The sequence below is a fragment of the Nocardia sp. NPDC057455 genome (genome assembly GCF_042802775.1).
Taxonomy (GTDB): Bacteria; Actinomycetota; Actinomycetes; order Mycobacteriales; family Mycobacteriaceae; genus Nocardia.
This window is the reverse complement of the sequence record NZ_JBHVDM010000119.1, coordinates 1-18,834: the sequence shown is the minus strand read 5'-3', so window position 1 is coordinate 18,834 and position 18,834 is coordinate 1. Positions and strand designations below refer to the sequence as shown.

At 69.5% G+C, this 18,834-nt stretch carries 10 protein-coding genes and 1 tRNA gene; 8 read left to right on the top strand and 3 right to left on the bottom strand.

Annotation, left to right across the window (positions count from 1 at the left end; translation table 11 throughout):
• The first annotated feature begins 1 nt into the window (after position 1).
• Positions 2-75 (top strand) — tRNA-Met (locus ACFU5M_RS31115).
• A gap of 369 nt (positions 76-444) precedes the next feature.
• Positions 445-1,911, top strand: a complete 1,467-nt coding sequence (locus ACFU5M_RS31110) for a subtype B tannase (protein ID WP_379054553.1) — start codon at positions 445-447, stop codon at positions 1,909-1,911.
• 16 nt (positions 1,912-1,927) lie between these two features.
• On the opposite strand, the gene ACFU5M_RS31105 is transcribed toward ACFU5M_RS31110, so the two are convergent.
• Entirely contained in the window at positions 1,928-5,401 is a 3,474-nt protein-coding gene (locus ACFU5M_RS31105) for an indolepyruvate ferredoxin oxidoreductase family protein (RefSeq protein WP_379054551.1), read from the bottom strand.
• A gap of 253 nt (positions 5,402-5,654) precedes the next feature.
• Here ACFU5M_RS31105 and ACFU5M_RS31100 point away from each other — a divergent pair, with 253 nt between their 5' ends.
• Both ACFU5M_RS31100 and ACFU5M_RS31095 read left to right on the top strand, forming a co-directional pair.
• Complete coding sequence (locus ACFU5M_RS31100) at positions 5,655-6,134, top strand: hypothetical protein (RefSeq protein ID WP_379054549.1); 480 nt, start codon at positions 5,655-5,657, stop codon at positions 6,132-6,134.
• 401 nt (positions 6,135-6,535) lie between these two features.
• Positions 6,536-7,690 (top strand): lipase family protein, encoded by a 1,155-nt coding sequence (locus tag ACFU5M_RS31095; protein WP_379054557.1) that lies wholly within the window; start codon positions 6,536-6,538, stop codon positions 7,688-7,690.
• A gap of 92 nt (positions 7,691-7,782) precedes the next feature.
• Here ACFU5M_RS31095 and ACFU5M_RS31090 read toward each other — a convergent pair whose 3' ends face one another.
• Positions 7,783-8,328 carry a histidine phosphatase family protein gene (locus ACFU5M_RS31090; protein WP_379054547.1) on the bottom strand — a complete coding sequence of 182 codons (546 nt, stop codon included), beginning with the start codon at positions 8,326-8,328 and terminating at the stop codon, positions 7,783-7,785.
• A gap of 107 nt (positions 8,329-8,435) precedes the next feature.
• Here ACFU5M_RS31090 and ACFU5M_RS31085 point away from each other — a divergent pair, with 107 nt between their 5' ends.
• The 4 genes from ACFU5M_RS31085 to ACFU5M_RS31070 all read left to right on the top strand — a co-directional run bounded on the left by ACFU5M_RS31085 (position 8,436) and on the right by ACFU5M_RS31070 (position 16,316).
• Positions 8,436-13,349, top strand: coding sequence for an ATP-dependent helicase (locus ACFU5M_RS31085; RefSeq protein WP_379054545.1), 4,914 nt, complete (start codon positions 8,436-8,438; stop codon positions 13,347-13,349).
• Between the two features lie 78 nt (positions 13,350-13,427).
• Complete coding sequence (locus ACFU5M_RS31080; protein ID WP_379054543.1) at positions 13,428-14,210, top strand: DNA-formamidopyrimidine glycosylase family protein; 783 nt, start codon at positions 13,428-13,430, stop codon at positions 14,208-14,210.
• A 91-nt stretch (positions 14,211-14,301) separates the two neighbouring features.
• Complete coding sequence (gene hpnE, locus ACFU5M_RS31075; RefSeq protein WP_379054541.1) at positions 14,302-15,663, top strand: hydroxysqualene dehydroxylase HpnE; 1,362 nt, start codon at positions 14,302-14,304, stop codon at positions 15,661-15,663.
• Positions 15,664-15,722: 59 nt separating this feature from the next.
• Positions 15,723-16,316 carry a TetR/AcrR family transcriptional regulator gene (locus ACFU5M_RS31070; protein WP_379054555.1) on the top strand — a complete coding sequence of 198 codons (594 nt, stop codon included), beginning with the start codon at positions 15,723-15,725 and terminating at the stop codon, positions 16,314-16,316.
• Between the two features lie 15 nt (positions 16,317-16,331).
• Here the strand turns inward: ACFU5M_RS31070 and ACFU5M_RS31065 are convergent, their stop codons facing one another.
• Positions 16,332-18,065, bottom strand: coding sequence for a glycerol-3-phosphate dehydrogenase/oxidase (locus ACFU5M_RS31065; RefSeq protein WP_379054539.1), 1,734 nt, complete (start codon positions 18,063-18,065; stop codon positions 16,332-16,334).
• Between the last annotated feature and the right edge of the window lie 769 nt (positions 18,066-18,834).

The following is an 18,834-nucleotide window of genomic DNA, read 5'->3' as shown; positions in this document are numbered from 1 at the left end:
ACGCGGGGTGGAGCAGCTCGGTAGCTCGCTGGGCTCATAACCCAGAGGTCGCAGGTTCAAATCCTGTCCCCGCTACTACAGGCCCGGGCCGGACGATTTCCATCGTCCGGCCCGGGTTTTTCTTTGCCGCCATCGCGCGCGGCGATCCCGGTATTTGCGGGCAACGCGATGCCGCCGCCTGTCTGGCAGCGACTTCTGCGCGGGCGATCGGGTCGTGTCCGGTCGGCCTCCGGCCGAGCGGTCGGACTCAGCGATAGCCGTTCGATGGCAGTTCCTGTGCCCAGAGCTACACGCACCGGCATGTATTCGCGAAAGCACGCCTCGACGCCGATATCCTTCGATCTCACCTTTCGGACCACCAGGTGTTTCGTTCCGTCGAGAGTTCCACCAACGCCGTCGCGTCCGCGACGCCCGTGGTTTGCCACGAACCCGAAGGAGAGAGCTGTGCAGCGCAGAGCGATGCTCAAGGGGTGTGCGGCGGCGGTCGCCGTGCCGATGTTCGCCGCCGCCTGCGATGTGCTGGACGGCAGCGCGAAAGCGGTGGAGGAGTTGGCTTTCGATCCCGGCGCGTTCACGGTGGAGACGAAGACCGTCGCGACCTTCGAGCGCGACAAGAAGGTCACCTACCAGTTCTACGAGAGCGTTGTCTATGTGGCGAAGCCGGTGGACAAGGCGTACCAGAGCTTGAGCGTCAGCGTGCCCGTCGAGATCGACGGCGCGACCATCGACGCGAGCAAGGCTCCGATTCTCTTGAGCAACTCCGTCGGGGGGTACCTCTCGTCGTCGGTGACGAGCCGCGAACCGGACGATGGCGGTGCGCGGGCCAAGAACAGAGACCTCGCTCTCGCGGCGGGCTACGTCGTCGTCGAGTCCGGTGCGCGCGGGCGTGACCTGGTCGCCCCGGACGGCACGTACCAAGGCGTGGCGCCCGCCGCCATTGTGGATCTGAAGGCCGCGGTCCGGTATCTGCGGCACAACTCCGGCCGCGTGCCGGGCAACACCGACCGGATCGTGGCCACGGGAGTCAGCGCGGGAGGCGCACTGTCCGCCCTGCTCGCGACCTCCGGCGACAGCGGAATGTACGACCGGTATCTCGCCGACCTGGGCGCGGCCGACGCGAGCGATGCCGTCTTCGCCGCGGCCCCCTACTGCCCCATCACCGATCTCGAGCACGCGGACATGGCCTACGAGTGGAATTGGGGCGCCAACCCGCTGCGCCCCGGCGAACTCGACGCCGCGGCCTCGCGCGAACTGAGCACGGCGTTCACGGAATACCAGGCTTCGCTGGAACTGCGGGGAAAGAACGGATTCGGACGCCTCACGACCGGCAACTACGGCAGCTACCTGGTGCGGACCTACCTGGCACCGGCGGCGACCGCGTACTTGACGGCACTGCCGGACGCCGACCGCTCCAGCTACCTGGCAGACAACACGTGGATCACCTGGGCGGGTGATCGGGCGGAGTTCGCCTGGCCGGACTTTCTCGCGCACGTCGGTGCGCGGAAGAAGGGCGTGCCCGCGTTCGACGCGTTCGACCTGTCCTCGGCCGAGAACAACGAGTTCGGTGGGGGAACCGTCGAAGCCAGGCACTTCACCCTGTTCAGCTTGCGGCACGCGACCGGCGACCCGGCCGCGCAACTCGACAGCGACCTGCCCGAGAAGATCAGCATGATGAACCCCATGTTCTTTCTCCGGCAACGCAACCCCGGCCGGGCGAAGCACTGGTGGATCCGGGTGGGGACCAAGGACACCGACACAGCGCTGACCATCGTGAGCAATCTCGCCGCGAGCCTGGAGAATCTGGGCGACGACGTCGACGCCGCGATGTACTGGGACGCTGGGCACGGCAGCAACGAAGACGCCGCGGATTTCATCGAGTGGATCGGCAGGGTAACCGGTTACGCCGGGTGAATCCGGCGCAAACCCGTCACCATCGCGGCGGCTCGATACCGAGTTCCCGCAGGTGTTCGGCGTAGAGCGCGACGTTGGCGAGCTTGATGTCCTCGTATCCGCGCACCACGTCGGCGAGTGCCGCCGCCCGTACGGCGCGGTCGTAGCCCGATCGGTCCAGCATGTCGGCCAGGTTCGTCACCATCGCGGTGTAGTGCGTGCGCAGTTCGCGTTCCACCCGGCGCACCTGCGCGTATCCGAACGGGTCGAACGCGGTGCCGCGCAGTCGCTTTCCCTTGGCGAGCACGCGGAGGGCGAAGTGGCTGCCCGGCCGCATGCCGATCTTCTTCTTCCGTCCCATCGCGCGCAGCAGCGGCGGGTGCAGCCGGTAGGTGAGGTTCGCCCCCTCGGGAACCTGCGCGGCGACCTCGGCCAGGAAGGCCGGGTCGGTGAGTCGTCGTGCCACCTCGTACTCGTCTTTGTATGCCGTGAACTTGTACAGTCCGCGCGCTACTTGCTCGCTGAACTCGGTACGGTCGGTCACCCGGCGCTCGGCCGTCCAGATGCGTTGCACCGTAGCGACGTAGTCGCGCGCCACGGCAACGCTCTGGAAACCGATCAGCTCGACGGCCCGCAACTCGACCAGACGCCGCGTCTCTCCCGTCGCGGTCAGTCCCTCGAACAGGTCCGCGGGCACCGCCACCGGGGCGGGTTCGGCCGCGCGGCGCGTGGTCGCGGCAGCGAACTCCTCCGGCCGTGCGATCGCCACCCGACCCCAGCGGAAGGCCGCGAGGTTGGCCTCTACGGCCACTCCGTTGATCCGGATGGCCTCCTCGATCGCGGTCCCCGGCAGCCGCAGGCCGCCGAGTTGGTAGGCGGCGCCGATCAGCAGGAAATTCGCGGCGGCGGTGGTGCCGAAGAGGACCTGCGCGGCGGCCAGCGCGTCGAAGGAACGCACCGACCGTGAGACCTGCTCCAGCCGCTGCAACAGGGTCGCCTCCTCGGGATAGCCGACCGACTTGTCGTAGACCATGTCGCCGGTCGGCGTCTTGCTGGTGGAGGCGACCGCCACGGTCGTCGCGGCGGACCCGTAGGCCAGATTCTTGTTATCGGTAGCGGCCAGCAGGTCGAAGGCCACGATGCAATCAGCCGAGGCGGGGGCCAGCCGGTTGGCGGGCTCGAGCGCGCCCACGGCGAAACGCAGGTGCGAGACAACAGGTCCGGCCTTCTGGCTCATGCCGATCTGGTCCAGGCTCGCCACCTCGTACCCGGCCCGCATCGCAGCGGTCGCCAGTACCTGGTTCACGGTGACGATGCCGGTGCCGCCGATGCCGGCGAGAAAGACGTTCTGTGTGGTCGCCGGCGCTTCGTGCGGCAGTTCCGGCAGCCGCGGCGGCTGCTGCCCCCGGCTCGTCCCGCGCCGCTTCCGTTTCGCCGGGTCGGGCGTTTCGACCGTGACGAACGAGGGGCAATCGCCGTTCAGACAGCTGTAATCGGTGTTGCACGAGGTCTGGTCGATCCGGGTTTTGCGGCCGAATTCGGTGTCCACCGGCTGCACCGACAGGCAATTGCTCTGGACGCCGCAATCACCGCAGCCTTCGCACACCGCCTCGTTGATCACCACCCGGGTGCGGCGTACCGGCAGGGCGCCGCGCTTGCGCTGCCGCCGCGCGTCGGCCGCACAGTGCTGGTCGTAGATCAGCACCGTGACGCCGGGGATCTCGCGCAGCGCGCGCTGCGCTTCGTCGAGGCGGTCCCGGTGCCACAGCAACGTGCCGGGAGCCAGATCGCGCCTGCGGTAGCGGCCGGGCTCGTCGGCGCAGACGATGATCCGCCGGACGCCCTCGACGGCGAGCTTGCGGGTGAGCATCGGCACCGTGAGCGCGCCTTCGGCGTGCTGCGCGCCGGTCATCGCGACCACGTCGTTGTGCAGCAGCTTGAAGGTGATGTTCACGCCCGCGGCGACACATGCCTGCACGGCGAGCTGGCCGGAGTGGAAATACGTGCCGTCACCGATGTTCTGGAACAGGTGCGGCACGTCGGTGAATGGAGCTTGGCCGATCCATTGCGCGCCCTCGCCACCCATCTGGGTCAGCCCGGTGACCTTGCTGTCGGTCCGGCCGGACATGGTCACCAAGGTGTGACATCCGATACCGCCGCCCGCCAGCGATCCTTCCGGAACGGCGGTGGAACGGTTGTGCGGGCAACCGCTACAGAAGTAGGCCGCGCGCTTGGCGGGCAGCACCGACAGCGACAGTGGCTGCGGCAGTGACCGTTTCAGCGCGAGGTGTCCGTCGAGTACGCGGCGCAGCGGGGCGGCGATGCGCCCGGAGGTGAGTTCGCCGTCGGCGCCGAACAGCGGGCGGCCCGCGTGGTCGCGTTTGCCGACGATCTCGGGCGCGCCCGCGGTGCCGTACAGAATGTCGCGGATCTGGGTCTCGACGAAGGCCGTCTTGTCCTCGACGACGATCAGCCGGGTGAGCCCGGTGGCGAACTCCCGGACGCGCTCGGGCGCGAGCGGATACGGCATCCCGATGCGCAGCAGCCGGATTCCCGCGGCGTGCAGCGCGTCGTCATCCGCGCCGAGGTCGAGCAGCGCTTGGCGGACCGCGTCGAAGGTGGTCCCGGTGGCGGCGATGCCGATGGTGGCACGGGAGGGGTTCACCTCGATCACGTCCAGTCCGTTGCGTGTGCTGTAGGCACGCACCAGCTCCCAGCGGGGACCGTGGAGATCCGCCTCGGCGAGCAGACTGTCGGCCGGGGCGGCCATCGGCCGCTGCCGGTACCGGAAGCGCTCGCCCTCCCAGTCGATTTCGGGCACGACCAGGTCGATGTCACCCACCGATCCGTCGACGGTCCAGGCGCCGTCGGCGACGTCGGCGACGATCTTCAACGCGACGAGGCAGCCCGAGGCGCGCGACAGCGCCACCCCGTGCAAGCCCATGGTGATGATCTCGCGGGCGTTGCGCGGGAACAGCACGGGGATGTTCAGCGCCGCCAGGGAGCGCTCGCTCACCGCGGGAACGGTGGAGGACTTGGCCGCAGGATCGTCGCCGACCAGCAGCAAGACACCGCCACGCGGATTCGCGCCGTACATGTTGGCGTGCCGCAGAGCGTCGGTCGCCCGGTCCAGACCGGGGCCTTTGCCGTACCAGACACCGACCACGCCGTCGTGGGTCGCGGCGCCCGCGGGCAGATCGGCCTGGCTACCCCACACGGAGGTCGCGGCCAGTTCCTCGTTCAATCCCGGGACGAACGAGATGTCGTGCTCGGCGAGGACCTCCGGCATGCCGGCCAGCATCTTGTCGACGCCGCCGAGCGGACTGCCCTGATACCCGGAAACGAACGTCCCCACCCGCCGTCCGGCGCGCAGATCACGCACATGCTGCTCGACCAGTTGCCGCGCGATGGCCTGGACGCCGGTGAGGACAACGGTCCCCGAACCGACGCGGTATCGGTCGGCAAGGTCGTAGGGAGCTGCGATCAGATCGCGGTCGGCGAGCTCGGTCATACGGATCCACCCGTCCGCTCGGCGCCGGTCCGGCGCCTCGCATCGTTGAGCACTTGTTGCCGATATCGTGTCCCCGAAGATCCGAACGCACAACCTTGGACTCAATGATTGCGCAAACTGCACAATTCTTAGATCGAAAGATGGGCACGACCTGCGCACAGTGCCAGGTCTATGTGACGGCGAACACAGCCGAGCCCGTGCCACACCGCGCTTCCTCCGCCGCCCCCACGCCCACCTGTGTGAAGGTGGGAGGATGGCAATGCTCAGGAGGGGCACGGCGATCGTCGCCGCGTCGATGTTCGGGATGCTGACCGCGTGCGGGCAGCACGTGGACCCGGCCACCCCCTCCACCCCGGAGCGAACCGCGGAAGCGACGGCGGGGACGCGGGCCGAGCCGGGTCCACGCAGAATCGCGGGGGGCATGATGATCGTCGTCCCACAAGCCGCGGACCTGGAGCCCACGTCGGCGATGCCCTTCTCGGAGTACGACATCGAAGACGGGACGAACAAGCTCGCGATCCACATCCCGGGCCCGGTCGGCTGCCCGAGCATCGGATTCACCGCGCGCGTGGAGGAATCGTCCGACCTGGTGAGCGTGCGGCTGATCCGTGGCCTGCATCGCGGCATGCCGCCGTGCCAGGGCGCGAACCCGGAGCAGAAGCGCGAGTACGGCGTGGTCGTGATCGATCTGCAACGCCCGCTGGGCGATCGGACGGTGCTCAGCTTCGCATGAGCCACGCCACGAGGGGCCGATTCGGTGCGCGACCGGGCAGGCCACCTCCTTTAGTGATCTCGCCGCATGGCGGGCCACGGGCGTTGTGACATGTCCGGTTCGCCTGATCCGGTGCGGCGTCCCGCTCGGTGGGGCGCTATCTTTCGCAGCGGATGGTGCCGCCTTCGCGGCTACCGGCGGTCCCGGAGTCGAAGGAGGTGCGGCAGTCCGTCATGATCGACTCAGGGTCGCTCCGGCGGCGATTCCTTCTGCTCCGTCTCGCAGCGAATGTTCGCTGCGGTATTCCGTGTAGTGCCGGTCCGAAGCACCGACGCCGCGGCGCGCCCGCGGGCGGTGTATCGGTGACGGCTGACTTTCGAAGGAAACCCGTGTTCAGAGTTCCGTCCAGGATTGCGATCTTGCTGGTGAGCATCGTCTCGCTCGGCTTGCTCGGCCTGCCAGCAACGGCTCAGCCCCTCTATCCCACCCCCGATCCCGACCCCTTCTACACAGCGCCGCCCGACCTGGAGGCGTTCGCCCCCGGCGACGTTGTGCGGAGCCGGAGGATCGACACCGGTCTCTACGTCGGCACCGAGGGCTGGCAGGTGGCATTCCGGTCCACCAATTCGCAGGGCAACCCCGTCATGGGCATCACCACGGTCCTGATGCCCGCCGGGGTCAAGAACCCGCCGCTGGTGTCCTACCAGGCGCTGATCAATTCGCTCGGTACCCAATGCAATCCGTCGCGCTCGCTGTTCAACGGCGAACTGCAGGACGCGGTCGGCGCGATGCTGCCCATCGGACGCGGATGGGCGATCTCCCTGCCGGATTATCTCGGCCCCACCTCCGCCTACGGCGCAGCGCGCTTGGCGGGCATGATGACCCTCGACAGTGTGAAGGCCGTCCGCAAGGTCGCCGATCTCGGTCTCTCCAACTCCCCCGTGGCCATCGCCGGCTACTCCGGCGGCGGCATGGCCACCTCGTGGGCCGCCGCGCTGCAACCCACCTACGCGCCGGACCTGAAGCTCACCGCCGCCGTCGCGGGCGGCATCCCCGCCGACCTCGAGGAAATGGCGATGTCGCTCGGCTTCGCGCCGCACCCCGGCTTCGGCCTCGCCTTCGCCGCCGCCATGGGACTGGAGCGGGAGTACCCGAACCGGCTGCCGATCTCGGATCAGCTCAACGAGAACGGTTTGTGGTTCCGCGAGTTCACCCATGACGCCTGCCGCCGATTCCTGCTCTTCCACGGCGCCTTCCGCAGCGCGGAGCAGATGGCGGCGTCCAAGAGCCTGATGGACAGCCCCGAGGCGCACGCCGTCCTGCGGGAGAACAGCCTGCGCTACTTCGATGGTGTGCCGACCGTGCCCACCTACCTCTGGCAGGGCCGATTCGACGAGATGACCTTCTACAAACCCGTCGCCGAGGTCGCCGACCGGTACTGCAAGGCGGGTGCGCCGGTGAGTTTCCACACCGTCGACATCTCCGAGCATCTGACCGCGGCCGCCGCCGGATTCGCCGACGCGTGGAATTACGTGGAGGCCAGGTTCCGCGGCGAACCCGCACCGACCACCTGCTGAACCCAGACGAACAGCGGCCCGGGAGATGTTCTCCCCGGGCCGTTTCTCGTTGGGTCGGCGCCGACATGCCGCGCGCCGGGAACGGGCGGCCGTCAGGCGGTGAAGTGCAGCGTCCATTCCCCGCGGTAGTGCAGGCGGGTGACGCTGCCGGGCGGGATATCGATGCGCCAGAACGATTTCGGCGGAGCGTCCAGCGTCACCAGCAGCGCGGCCCGGACCACCGCCGGATGGGTGACCGCGATGGTGGACACGGACTGCGCGGCCACCTCGGCCATCCACGACCTGGTCCGTTCGATCACGTCCAGCACGGATTCGCCGCCGTGCCCGCGGAAGGCCGGGTCGGTGAGCCAGGCGTACAGCTCGTCCTGGGGCACCGACATCAGTTCGCCGCCGCGCCAGGCGCCCGCGTCCAGGTCGCGCAGCCGGCTGTCCTCCTCACCCGGCAGGCCCAGCAGCGCGGCGGTCTCCACCGCCCTGCGCTCCGGGCCGGTGAGCACCCGCGGTGCGGTGAGCGGTCCGCACTCGGCCACCGCCCGCCTGCCCGCCTCGGTGAGCGATTCGTCCACCGGGAAACGTGCCTTTCGCATCGCCTCGGTCATCCCGTGACTGACCAGGTCGAGTCTGAGCACTTTTTGCACCTGTGGAAGCGTACGGCCCGGCGTCGGCTGCCGCTGTCCGATTGCTCCGGCTTCGCTCGCGAAACGGTACGGGCGTGCTTGTCGGTGGGCGGGTGCACACTGAATCCATGGCCCAGTTCTCCCGCGCGACCCAGGAGTGGTTCGACGGCGCGTTCCCCGCGCCGACTTCCGCTCAGCTCGGGGCGTGGAAGGCGATCGCGGCGGGCGACCACACATTGGTCGTCGCGCCGACCGGATCGGGCAAGACGCTCTCGGCGTTCCTCTGGGCGATAGACCAGCTGGCCAGCCGGGAACAGCGGCCCGAGCGGGCCGGCACCTCGGTGTTGTACGTGTCCCCGCTGAAGGCGCTCGCGGTGGACGTGGAACGCAATCTGCGGGCGCCGCTGGTCGGCATCACGCAGACCGCCAAGCGCCTGGGACTCGAGCCGCCGGAGATCACCGTCGGCGTCCGTTCCGGCGACACCAGCGCGGCCGATCGGCGGTCGATGCTGCGCATCCCGCCGGACATCCTGATCACCACGCCGGAGTCGCTGTTCCTCATGCTGACCTCGGCGGCCCGCGAAACGCTGCGGGACGTCGGCACGGTGATCGTGGACGAGGTGCACGCGATCGCCGGTTCCAAGCGCGGTTCGCACCTGGCGCTGTCCCTGGCCCGGCTCGACCTGCTGACCGAGCGGCCCGCCCAGCGCATCGGGCTGTCGGCGACGGTGCGGCCGCCGGAGGAGGTCGGGCGGTTCCTGGTCGGCAACGCACCGATCACCTTGGTCGCGCCTCCGGCGCCGAAGACGTTCGACCTGTCGGTGCGAGTGCCGGTAGCGGATATGACCGAGCCGGGCGACTCCGACCAGCCGGGCTCGATCTGGCCGCACGTGGACGAGGCGATCGTCGATCTGGTGCTGGAGCATCGGTCCTCGATCGTCTTCGCGAACTCGCGGCGGCTGGCCGAGCGGCTCACCGCCCGGCTGAACGAGGCCTACGCGACACGGCTCGGTGAGCCGGTGGACACCGAGCACGAACCGCCCGCCCAGCTCGGCCCGTCCACCGAGGTGATCCACGGCGCCGGGGCCCTGCTGGCCCGAGCGCATCACGGTTCGGTCAGCAAGGAGCAACGGGCGCTGATCGAGGACGATCTCAAGAGCGGCCGATTGCGCTGCGTCGTCGCGACCAGCAGCCTGGAACTCGGCATCGACATGGGCGCGGTCGACCTGGTGGTCCAGGTGGAGGCGCCGCCCTCGGTGGCCAGCGGGTTGCAGCGGATCGGGCGGGCCGGGCATCAGGTCGGCGAGATCTCGCGCGGGGTGATCTTCCCGAAGCATCGCACCGACGTCATCCACTGCGCGGTGGCGTCGCAGCGAATGACCTCCGGACAGATCGAGGCCCTCCGGATTCCGGCGCACCCGCTGGACATCCTGGCGCAGCAGACCGTCGCGGCGTGCGCGCTGGATTCGATCGACGTCGACGCGTGGTTCGATGTCGTGCGCGGCACCGGGAGCTACGCGTCGCTGCCGCGCTCGGCCTACGAGTCGGTGCTGGATCTGCTCTCCGGGCGGTATCCGTCCGACGAGTTCGCCGAGTTGCGTCCCCGGCTGGTCTGGGATCGCGACGCGGGCACGCTCACCGGGCGGCCCGGCGCGCAACGGCTGGCCGTCACCTCCGGCGGAGCGATTCCCGATCGCGGCATGTTCGCGGTGTACATGGTGGGTGAGAAGGCCTCCCGGGTCGGGGAACTCGACGAGGAGATGGTCTACGAGTCACGGGTCGGCGACGTGTTCGCGCTCGGGGCGACGAGCTGGCGGATCCAGGAGATCACCTTCGATCGGGTGCTGGTGACGCCCGCGTTCGGGCAACCGGGGCGGTTGCCGTTCTGGCACGGTGACGGGCTCGGGCGACCCGCCGAACTCGGCGCGGCACTAGGCGAGTTCGTGCGCACGGTGGCGCGCGAGCGTGCCGAACCGTCCGGGCAAGCGAGCACGAAGAAGGCCGCGCGGCGCGACGGCGCGACGCCGAAAACGCCGGGTGCGCGGGGACAGTCACGACACGACGGGACCGAGCCTGCCGGACGCGCGGCGGGAGGCGAATTCGGCGCGTCCGCCGATCCGATGCCGGAGAACATCGCTCGACTCATGAGCACGGCCGGTCTGGACGACAACGCGACCGCGAACCTGCTCACGTTGCTGGACGAGCAGCGCACGGCGACCGGGCACCTGCCCACCGACCGCACCCTGGTGGTGGAGCGGTTCCGCGACGAACTCGGCGACTGGCGGCTGGTGCTGCACTCGCCCTACGGCCTTCCGGTACACGCGCCTTGGGCGCTGGCCATCGGGGCGCGGCTGCGGGAACGGTTCGGTGTGGACGCCGCACCGAACGCCTCCGACGACGGCATCGTCGTGCGGCTGCCCGACACCACCGACGATCCGCCCGGGGCCGAGCTGTTCGTCTTCGAGTCCGACGAGATCGATGACATCGTCACCGAGCAGGTGGGCGGCTCGGCACTGTTCGCCTCCCGGTTCCGCGAATGCGCCGCGCGCGCGTTGCTGCTGCCGCGCCGCGACCCGGGGAAGCGAGCCCCGTTGTGGCAGCAGCGCCAGCGCTCGGCCCAACTGCTCGACGTGGCGCGCAAGTTCCCCCAGTTCCCGATTCTGTTGGAGACGGTGCGCGAATGCCTGCGCGACGTCTACGACCTGCCGTCGCTGCGTGACCTGCTCGGCCGGGTGGGGCGGCGGCAGATACGGCTGGTCGAGGTGGAGACGGCGACGCCGTCGCCGTTCGCCAACGCCCTGCTGTTCGACTACATCGGTCAGTTCATGTACGACGGCGACAGCCCGCTGGCCGAACGGCGTGCCGCCGCGCTCTCGCTCGATTCCGGGTTGCTCGCCGAACTGCTCGGCCGGGTCGAGCTGCGCGAGCTGCTCGACGCCGCGGTCATCGAGCAGCTCGAGGGGGAATTGCAGCGGCTCACCCCGGAGCGGCACGCGCGGGACGCCGAGGGTTTGGCGGACCTGCTGCGCCTGCTCGGACCGCTGACCGCCGCCGAAGCCGCCGAACGCGCCGACAAGGATCCCACCGCCTGGTTCGAGAGCCTGGTGGCCGCGCGCCGGGCCATGGAGGTCTCCTTCGCGGGTCGCAGCTGGTGGGTCGCGGTGGAGGACGCGGCCCGGCTGCGGGACGCGCTCGGGGTCCCGCTGCCGATCGGCACGCCGTCGGCGTTCATCGAGCCGGTGGCCGATCCGCTCGGCGATCTGGTCGGCCGCTACGCCCGCACGCACGGTCCGTTCGGCACGGAGGCGGTGGCGGCCCGGTTCGGGCTCGGCACCGCCGTCGCCGCAAGCGCGCTGCATCGGCTCGCCGCCGAGAAACGCGTGGTGGAAGGTGAGTTCACCCCCGGAGCGGCTGGGACGGAATGGTGCGACGCGCAGGTGTTGCGCAGGCTGCGCCGCCGGTCGCTGGCCGCGGCCCGGCACGAGGTGGAGCCGGTCTCGACCGCCGCGTTCGGACGTTTTCTCCCGTCCTGGCAGCACATCGGCAGCGGCGAGCTGCGCGGCGTCGACGGCGTGGCAGCCGTCGTGGAACAGCTCGCGGGCGTGCCGATTCCGGCTTCCGCCTGGGAATCGCTCGTCCTGCCCGCGCGGGTGCCCGGTTACACCCCCGCCATGCTCGACGAACTCATGGCGACCGGCGAGGTGATCTGGTCCGGGCACGGCGCCATCACCGCCAAGGACGGCTGGATCGCCCTGCATCTGGCCGAGCAAGCGACGTTGACCCTCGCGCCGCCGGACGAGCTCGACCTCACCGACATCCAAGCACGCCTGCTCAACGCTCTTGGTGCGACCTTCGTACCGTGGACGCCACCCGGCCCAGCGGAGGCCGCGCCGGATCGAGCGCCGGTGCCGTTGGACGAGCCGGATCCTCCGTCCGGCAGTGCGGGCGACGGTCGTGGCGCGCACGGACGATCCGGCGACACCGCCGGTCACACCGGCGGCGCAGGCACACCGAACGGATACGGGACCGGAAAGGTCGATTCGGTGGACGCATCCGGTGCGGGGCAGCCGATCTCCGGCGCTCCCGCTCAACGACTCATTCCGGTGCCGCAGAGCGGCGGCGCGTACTTCTTCCGGCAACTCTCGGACGCCACCGGTCTGCTCGATGATGCCGCGGTGGCCGCCGCACTATGGGAATTGGTCTGGGCCGGCGTGGTGTCCGGTGACACCTTCGCTCCGGTGCGGGCCCTGCTGTCCGGCACGACGCGGACCACGACGGCCCACCGCACGCCCCGGCATGCGCCGCGGGGCCGGGCCTACCTGCCCCGGCCGAGCATGCCGACCCGTTCCGGTCCGGCCTCGGTCGCCGGACGATGGTCGCTGCTGCCGGAGCGGGTGTCGGACAACACTGTTCGCGCCCACGCCACGGCGGACCTGCTCCTGGAGCGGTACGGGGTGCTGACCAGGGGATCGGTGCAGAACGAGGGTGTACCGGGCGGGTTCGCGCTGATGTACCGCGTGCTCACCGAGTTCGAGGACCGCGGTCGTTGCCGCCGAGGCTATTTCGTCGACTCGCTCGGCGGCGCCCAGTTCTCCACCACCGACGTGGTGGATCGGCTGCGTTCGTTCGACGCCGAACGCGCCCGTCCCGAATCCAGGCAGCCGACCGGAACGGCGCTGGCGCTGGCCGCGTGCGATCCCGCGAACCCGTACGGCGCCGCGCTGGCCTGGCCGAAGAACGACGTCGAGGGTGGGCACCGGCCAGGCCGCAAAGCCGGAGCGCTGGTCGTGCTCGTCGACGGCGAACTGGTGCTGTATCTGGAACGGGGCGGCAAGACCCTGCTCACCTTCACCGAGGATCCCGGCGCGCGCCGCGGCGCCGCCGAAGCGCTCGCCGACCTGGTCCGGCGCCGCCGGGTGGACTCGCTCGTCATCGACCGCGTCAACGGAGACACCGTGCACGGCAACACGTTCGCCGGATTCCTCACCGACGCGGGTTTCTCCGCCACCCCGCGTGGGCTTCGCCTGCGGAGCCGCCCGTGAACACGCGATCCTGCGCGGGCTCGCCGGTGTCCGAGTGCGTCACCTCCTCGGCCATGGGCGATCCGAACGGGTGTCACCATGCCTGAGGGGGACACCGTCTTCTTGGCCGCCAAACGGCTCCGCGCAGCCTTGGCGGGAAAAGAACTGACCCGCAGCGATTTCCGAGTGCCGCGATACGCGACGGTCGATCTGCGCGGACAGATGGTCGAGAGCGTCGGCAGTTACGGAAAACACCTGTTCATACGCACGCCTACCGTGAGCATTCATACACACCTGAAGATGGAGGGCAGCTGGCGCGTGTTCCATTGCGGACAGCGCTGGACCAGACCCCGGGTCGCCGCGCGAGTGGTGTTGAGCACCACGGATATCGAGGCCGTCGGCTTCTCGCTCGGCAAGGTCGAGGTGGTGCGCGTGCGCGACGAGCACCGCATCGTCGACCACCTCGGCCCCGACCTGCTCGGTCCCGAGTGGGATGCGGCGGAAGCCGTCCGGCGGCTGGAGCGGTATCCCGATCAGCCCATCGGCGTCGCCTTGTTGGACCAGCGCAATCTGGCCGGTATCGGCAACGTCTTCCGCAGTGAGGTCTGCTTCTTGCGCCGCGTCCATCCCGCGACCAGAGTCGGGGATGTCCCGGATCTGCTGGCAGTTGTCAACGAGGCACACCGCATCCTGACCGAATCGGTCCGGAAGCCCCCGCGACGGCCGCTGGCCTACGGCCGTACGCACCTCCCGTGCCAGCGCTGCGGCACACCGCTGGTCGCCGACCTACTCGGCGACACCGCTCCCGATTACGACCGCGTAGTGCAGCGGGAACGCGGCATCTTCTTCTGCCCGCAATGTCAGCCCGTCCCGGTCGACTGATCCCAGCGGCGAGATGAAAACCCGTTCGGCCCTTGACCCGTCCCGTCCGCCAACTTAACTTACAACTTGTAAGTTACGACGGGAGGGCACCATGAGCGACCCACGGCGATACGTGGTGATCGGGGGCGGCCTGGCCGGGCTCGCCTCGGCGGTCTGGCTGGCGGAGGCGGGCAAGCAGGTCACCCTCCTCGAGCGCAGGGGGCAGCTCGGCGGACGCACCCACGCCATGCGGGCCGAGGCGGTGGACGATCCGCCGGACAACGGCCAGCACGTGATCGCCAGTGGATACGACCACCTGTTCCGCTATCTGACGAGCGTCGGCACACGGCAATACATCGCCTTTCCCCACGGGGCCACGCTGCGCTGGCCCGACGGCCGCAGCGTCACGATGCGCACCAAGGGAATCGCCGCGCTGCGCACGCTGTTCGGCGCGCATCCCGACGCGAATCCGCTGGAGCGCGCGCGGGCGGCGGTCGCCACCCTCCGACTCGGCTGGCAGTGCCTGAACCAGCCCGCCGAACTGCCCGACCTCACCACCGCACAGTGGTTCGACCGGGTCGGCATGCCCGCGAAAGCGCGCGAGGCGCTGTGGGATTGGCTGGCGCTCGGCATCGCGGCCGAGCCGGTGCAGCGGGAATCGGCGAAGGTGTTCGCCGATGTGATGGCCACGGGCATCCGGCTTGGCCTGCGGCACCGGCGAGCCGTCGACATCGGCTACCCCACCACCGATCTGGATACGCTGTATGTCACCGGGGCGTTGCGTGTGTTCGAGAAGTACGGCGTGCAGGTCCGCTACCGAGCCGTGGCCCGCCGCATCGACATCTCCGACGGCGAAGTCACCGGTGTCGCGCTGGCCGACGGCACCACGATCCCGGCCGACGCGGTCGTGTGCGCGGTGCCCAACTCGAACATCGGCGGCCTGCTCGACGACCTGCCCGAGCACGCCGAGATCTATGCGGCAGCCGACAAACTGGGATACACGCCGATCGTCAGCACCAACCTCTACCTCGATCGCCCGCTGGGCACCACGGCCGAGTTCGAGGCCCTGATCGGTGGCACCGGCGTCATCGACGAGGTCTTCGATCGCCAGCGGATGACCGGACGCAGTACCGCGAAAGCGTGGCTGTACTGCCTGACCACCAGCGGCGCCTACGAGCAGATCCACAAGTCCAGCGACGAGATCGTCGCCGAGCAGATGGCGCTGCTGCGCCGCTACTACCCGGCGGCGCGCGCGGCGAAGGTGGTGCAGGCGCAGGTCGTGCGCATGCCGAAAGCCACCTTCTCCCAGGTGGTCGGCACCCACGCGTTGCGGCCCGACCAACGAACCTCGGTGCCCACCTTGGCGCTCGCGGGCGACTGGACCGCCACCGAGTGGTCGGCGACGATGGAGAGCGCGGTACAGAGTGCGGCGCGGGCGGTCGAGCTCCTGCTCAAGCTACCTTCGACTGCGTGACCACGGATCGCTGCACGGCCGAGCCGGCGACCACCGACGCGGCACGGCCGAAGCGCCGGATGTCCGCCGCCGGCCGCCGCACCCAACTGCTGGACGTGGCGCGCGACATCGTCGCCACCGAGGGCTTCGGCGCGGTGAGCATCGATCGGGTGGCACGCGAGGCGCGGGTGGCACGTGCGCTGGTATATCAGCAGTTCACCGACTTGTCCGGGCTTACGGCGGCGCTGCTGGATCGCGAGTCTGCCATCGCGTTCGCCGGTGTGCGCAGCGTGGACTGGAACCACGGTGACGTGGACCGGGTCGGCCGTGGCATCCTCGCCTACCTGCACGCCGCGCCGACCAGCTGGCGCATCATCCTCAGCCCGTTCGACGGCGGTCCGCCCGAACTGCGTGAGCGGCTCGCGCTCGGCCGCGCCTACGCCAGGGCGATCGGCGCGCGCCACTTGTCCCGATATCTCGGGGTTACCGTGGATCCCGACGGCCCGACGGAGCGAATCCTGTTGGCCGCCATGGAGGAATTGGCCCGCCTGCATCTCGCCGACCCGATCGGGTACCCGGACGAACTGGTGCTGCGCTACCTGCGCGCCCTGGTCGACTGGGCGACGCGGATGGAAGCGCCCGTCGGCGAGGACCGGCCGCACCCGGGCGGGTGACAGATGCCGGTCGGCTCACCCTTCGGAAGGCACCGGCTCCAAGATCTCGGGGCGTGGTTCCGGAGCCGCGATCCGCAGGGCGTCGGCGGAGGCGTCGTCCGGTTGGGTCTGCGAGTGCACCTCCGCGTCGACCCGCGCCTGATAAGTCCGGACCTCCCGGTCGACCTCCTCGTCGTCCCAGCCCAGGATGGGTGCGATCAGCTGAGCCACCTGCTCCGCACAGTTGGCCCCGCGATGCGGATATTCGATCGAGATCCTGGTTCGCCGGGCCAGGACGTCGTCCAGGTGCAGGGCCCCCTCCGCCGCCGCCGCGTAGACGGCCTCCACTTGCAGGTAGGACGGCGCGTCCGTAATCGGCTGCAGGAGTTCGGGTTTGGTCGCGGCGAAGGCCATGACCTCCTCGATGAGCGACCCGTACCGGTCCAGCAGGTGCTTGATCCGGTACGGATGCACGCCGAAGGTCTCGGCCAGCTGGACCGTCTGATTGACCAGCGCGAAATAGCCGTCGGCGCCGAGTAGCGGCACCTTCGCCGTGACCGACGGCGAGACCCGGGCCGGAATGTCCTCCGCCACTTCGTCCACCGCGTCGTAGGCCATCACGCGATAGGTGGTGTACTTGCCACCCGCGATGCCGACCAGACCGGGTGCGACGCGGGCGACCGCGTGCTCGCGCGACAGCTTGGACGTCTCGTCGCTCTCCCCCGCCAACAGCGGGCGCAGGCCCGCGTACACGCCATCGATGTCGTCGGGCGTGAGCGGGGTGACCAGCACCTCGTTCACCCGCTTCAGCAGGTAATCGATGTCGGCCTTGGTCGCGGCCGGGTGCGCCAGGTCGAGGTTCCACTCGGTGTCGGTGGTGCCGATGATCCAGTGAGCGCCCCAGGGGATCACGAACAGTACCGAAGTCGCGGTGCGCAGGATGATCGCGGTGTCGCTGACGATCCGGTCCCTGGGCACCACGATATGCACGCCTTTCGAAGCCCGCACGTGGAACCGGCCCCGCTGGTGCGACAGGGCTTGGACCTCGTCGGTCCACACGCCGGTCGCGTTGATCACCACGTGGCCACGAACCTCACCGGTACGCCCGTCCTCGGTGTCGCGCACCTTCACGCCGATCACCCGGTCCGCCTCGCGCAGGAACCCGACCACTTGGGTGGACGTGCGGATCACCGCGCCGTAATGCGCGGCTGTGCGCGCCACCATCATGGTGTGGCGCGCGTCGTCGACAACGGTGTCGTAATAGGCGACTCCGCCGATCAGCGAGTCGCGCCGCAGTCCCGGCGCCAGCCGTAACGCGCCCGCGCGAGTCAGATGCTGTTGACCCGGTACGGATTTGGCGCCGCCCATGGAGTCGTAGAGGGCCAGGCCGGCGGCCACATACGGGCGCTCCCAGACTCGGTGGGTCAGCGGGTACAGGAACCGCAGCGGCTTCACCAGGTGCGGAGCCAGGGTGGACAGCGTGAGCTCGCGTTCCCGCAACGCCTCGCGCACCAATCCGAACTCCAGCTGTTCCAGATACCGCAGCCCGCCGTGGAACATCTTCGACGACCGGCTGGAGGTGCCCGACCCCAGATCGCGAGCCTCGACCAGCGCGACCTGCAACCCTCTCGTAGCCGCGTCCAAGGCGATGCCGGCCCCCACCACGCCACCGCCGACGACGACCACATCGAAATGATCTTTGCCGAAGCGCTCCCAGGCCGCCCTGCGCTGCTCCGGCCCGAGGGCCTGCGAATCCGGTTTCTTGGCCATGCTCGACTCCTCCAGCCGACGCGGATGTGTCCGATCGAGCGTTCAGGTCCAGGCTAGGCGAACCGCGACGGATCGACCGCCCGCGCCCCGATTCGTGTCGCCCCGGCCTACTCGCCGGTAACAAGACCCACCCTAACCGAGCGGCGACATATCCCCCACTACCCAGTGAGGCAGCCGACACCGCGCCGAACCGCGCGTTGTGCCCCGAGCCGGGTCACCAGCACACCCCAACCTCCGGTTCCGAGCGAAGCGAGACCGAGCATGCACCGTCGCAACCCGGTTCGCGTCTGCACGGCCGCCACACACACGACCGTTCACCGGTCGACACCACGACCCCAGCCACTGCGAGCCGCGTACACCCTGCCCAGAACTCGCGCATCAACGCGCCCAACTCCCGATCTCGAGCAAAGCGATCGAGCATGTCCCGTTCGCGGCCCGGCGCACGTTCGCGCGGCCGCCGCATAGGCAACTGATCACCGGTCGACGCCAGCTTTCCAGTCGACCACCGCGAGCCGCGTGCTCGATGTCTGGCGTTCGCCCACCAACGCGCCCAGCGCACCCCCAGCTCCCGATCTCGAGCGAAGCAAGACCGAGCATGTCCCGTTCCCGGCCCAGCTCAGATACACGCGGCCGCCGCATAGGCAACTGATCACCGGTCGACGCCAGCTTCACCGTCGACCACCGCGAGCCGCGTGCTCGATGTCTGAGGTGCGCCCACCAACGCGCCCAGCTCAACCCCGACTCCCGGTTTCGAGCGAAGCGAGACCGA

What these genes read in the sequence shown, in the direction of transcription:
- ACFU5M_RS31065 (WP_379054539.1), bottom strand. Translation starts at nt 18,065, where the DNA reads ATGGCCAAGAAACCGGATTCGCAGGCCCTCGGGCCGGAGCAGCGCAGG.
- ACFU5M_RS31105 (WP_379054551.1), bottom strand. Translation starts at nt 5,401, where the DNA reads ATGACCGAGCTCGCCGACCGCGATCTGATCGCAGCTCCCTACGACCTT.
- hpnE (WP_379054541.1), top strand. Translation starts at nt 14,302, where the DNA reads ATGAGCGACCCACGGCGATACGTGGTGATCGGGGGCGGCCTGGCCGGG.
- ACFU5M_RS31100 (WP_379054549.1), top strand. Translation starts at nt 5,655, where the DNA reads ATGGCAATGCTCAGGAGGGGCACGGCGATCGTCGCCGCGTCGATGTTC.
- ACFU5M_RS31080 (WP_379054543.1), top strand. Translation starts at nt 13,428, where the DNA reads ATGCCTGAGGGGGACACCGTCTTCTTGGCCGCCAAACGGCTCCGCGCA.
- ACFU5M_RS31070 (WP_379054555.1), top strand. Translation starts at nt 15,723, where the DNA reads ATGTCCGCCGCCGGCCGCCGCACCCAACTGCTGGACGTGGCGCGCGAC.
- ACFU5M_RS31085 (WP_379054545.1), top strand. Translation starts at nt 8,436, where the DNA reads ATGGCCCAGTTCTCCCGCGCGACCCAGGAGTGGTTCGACGGCGCGTTC.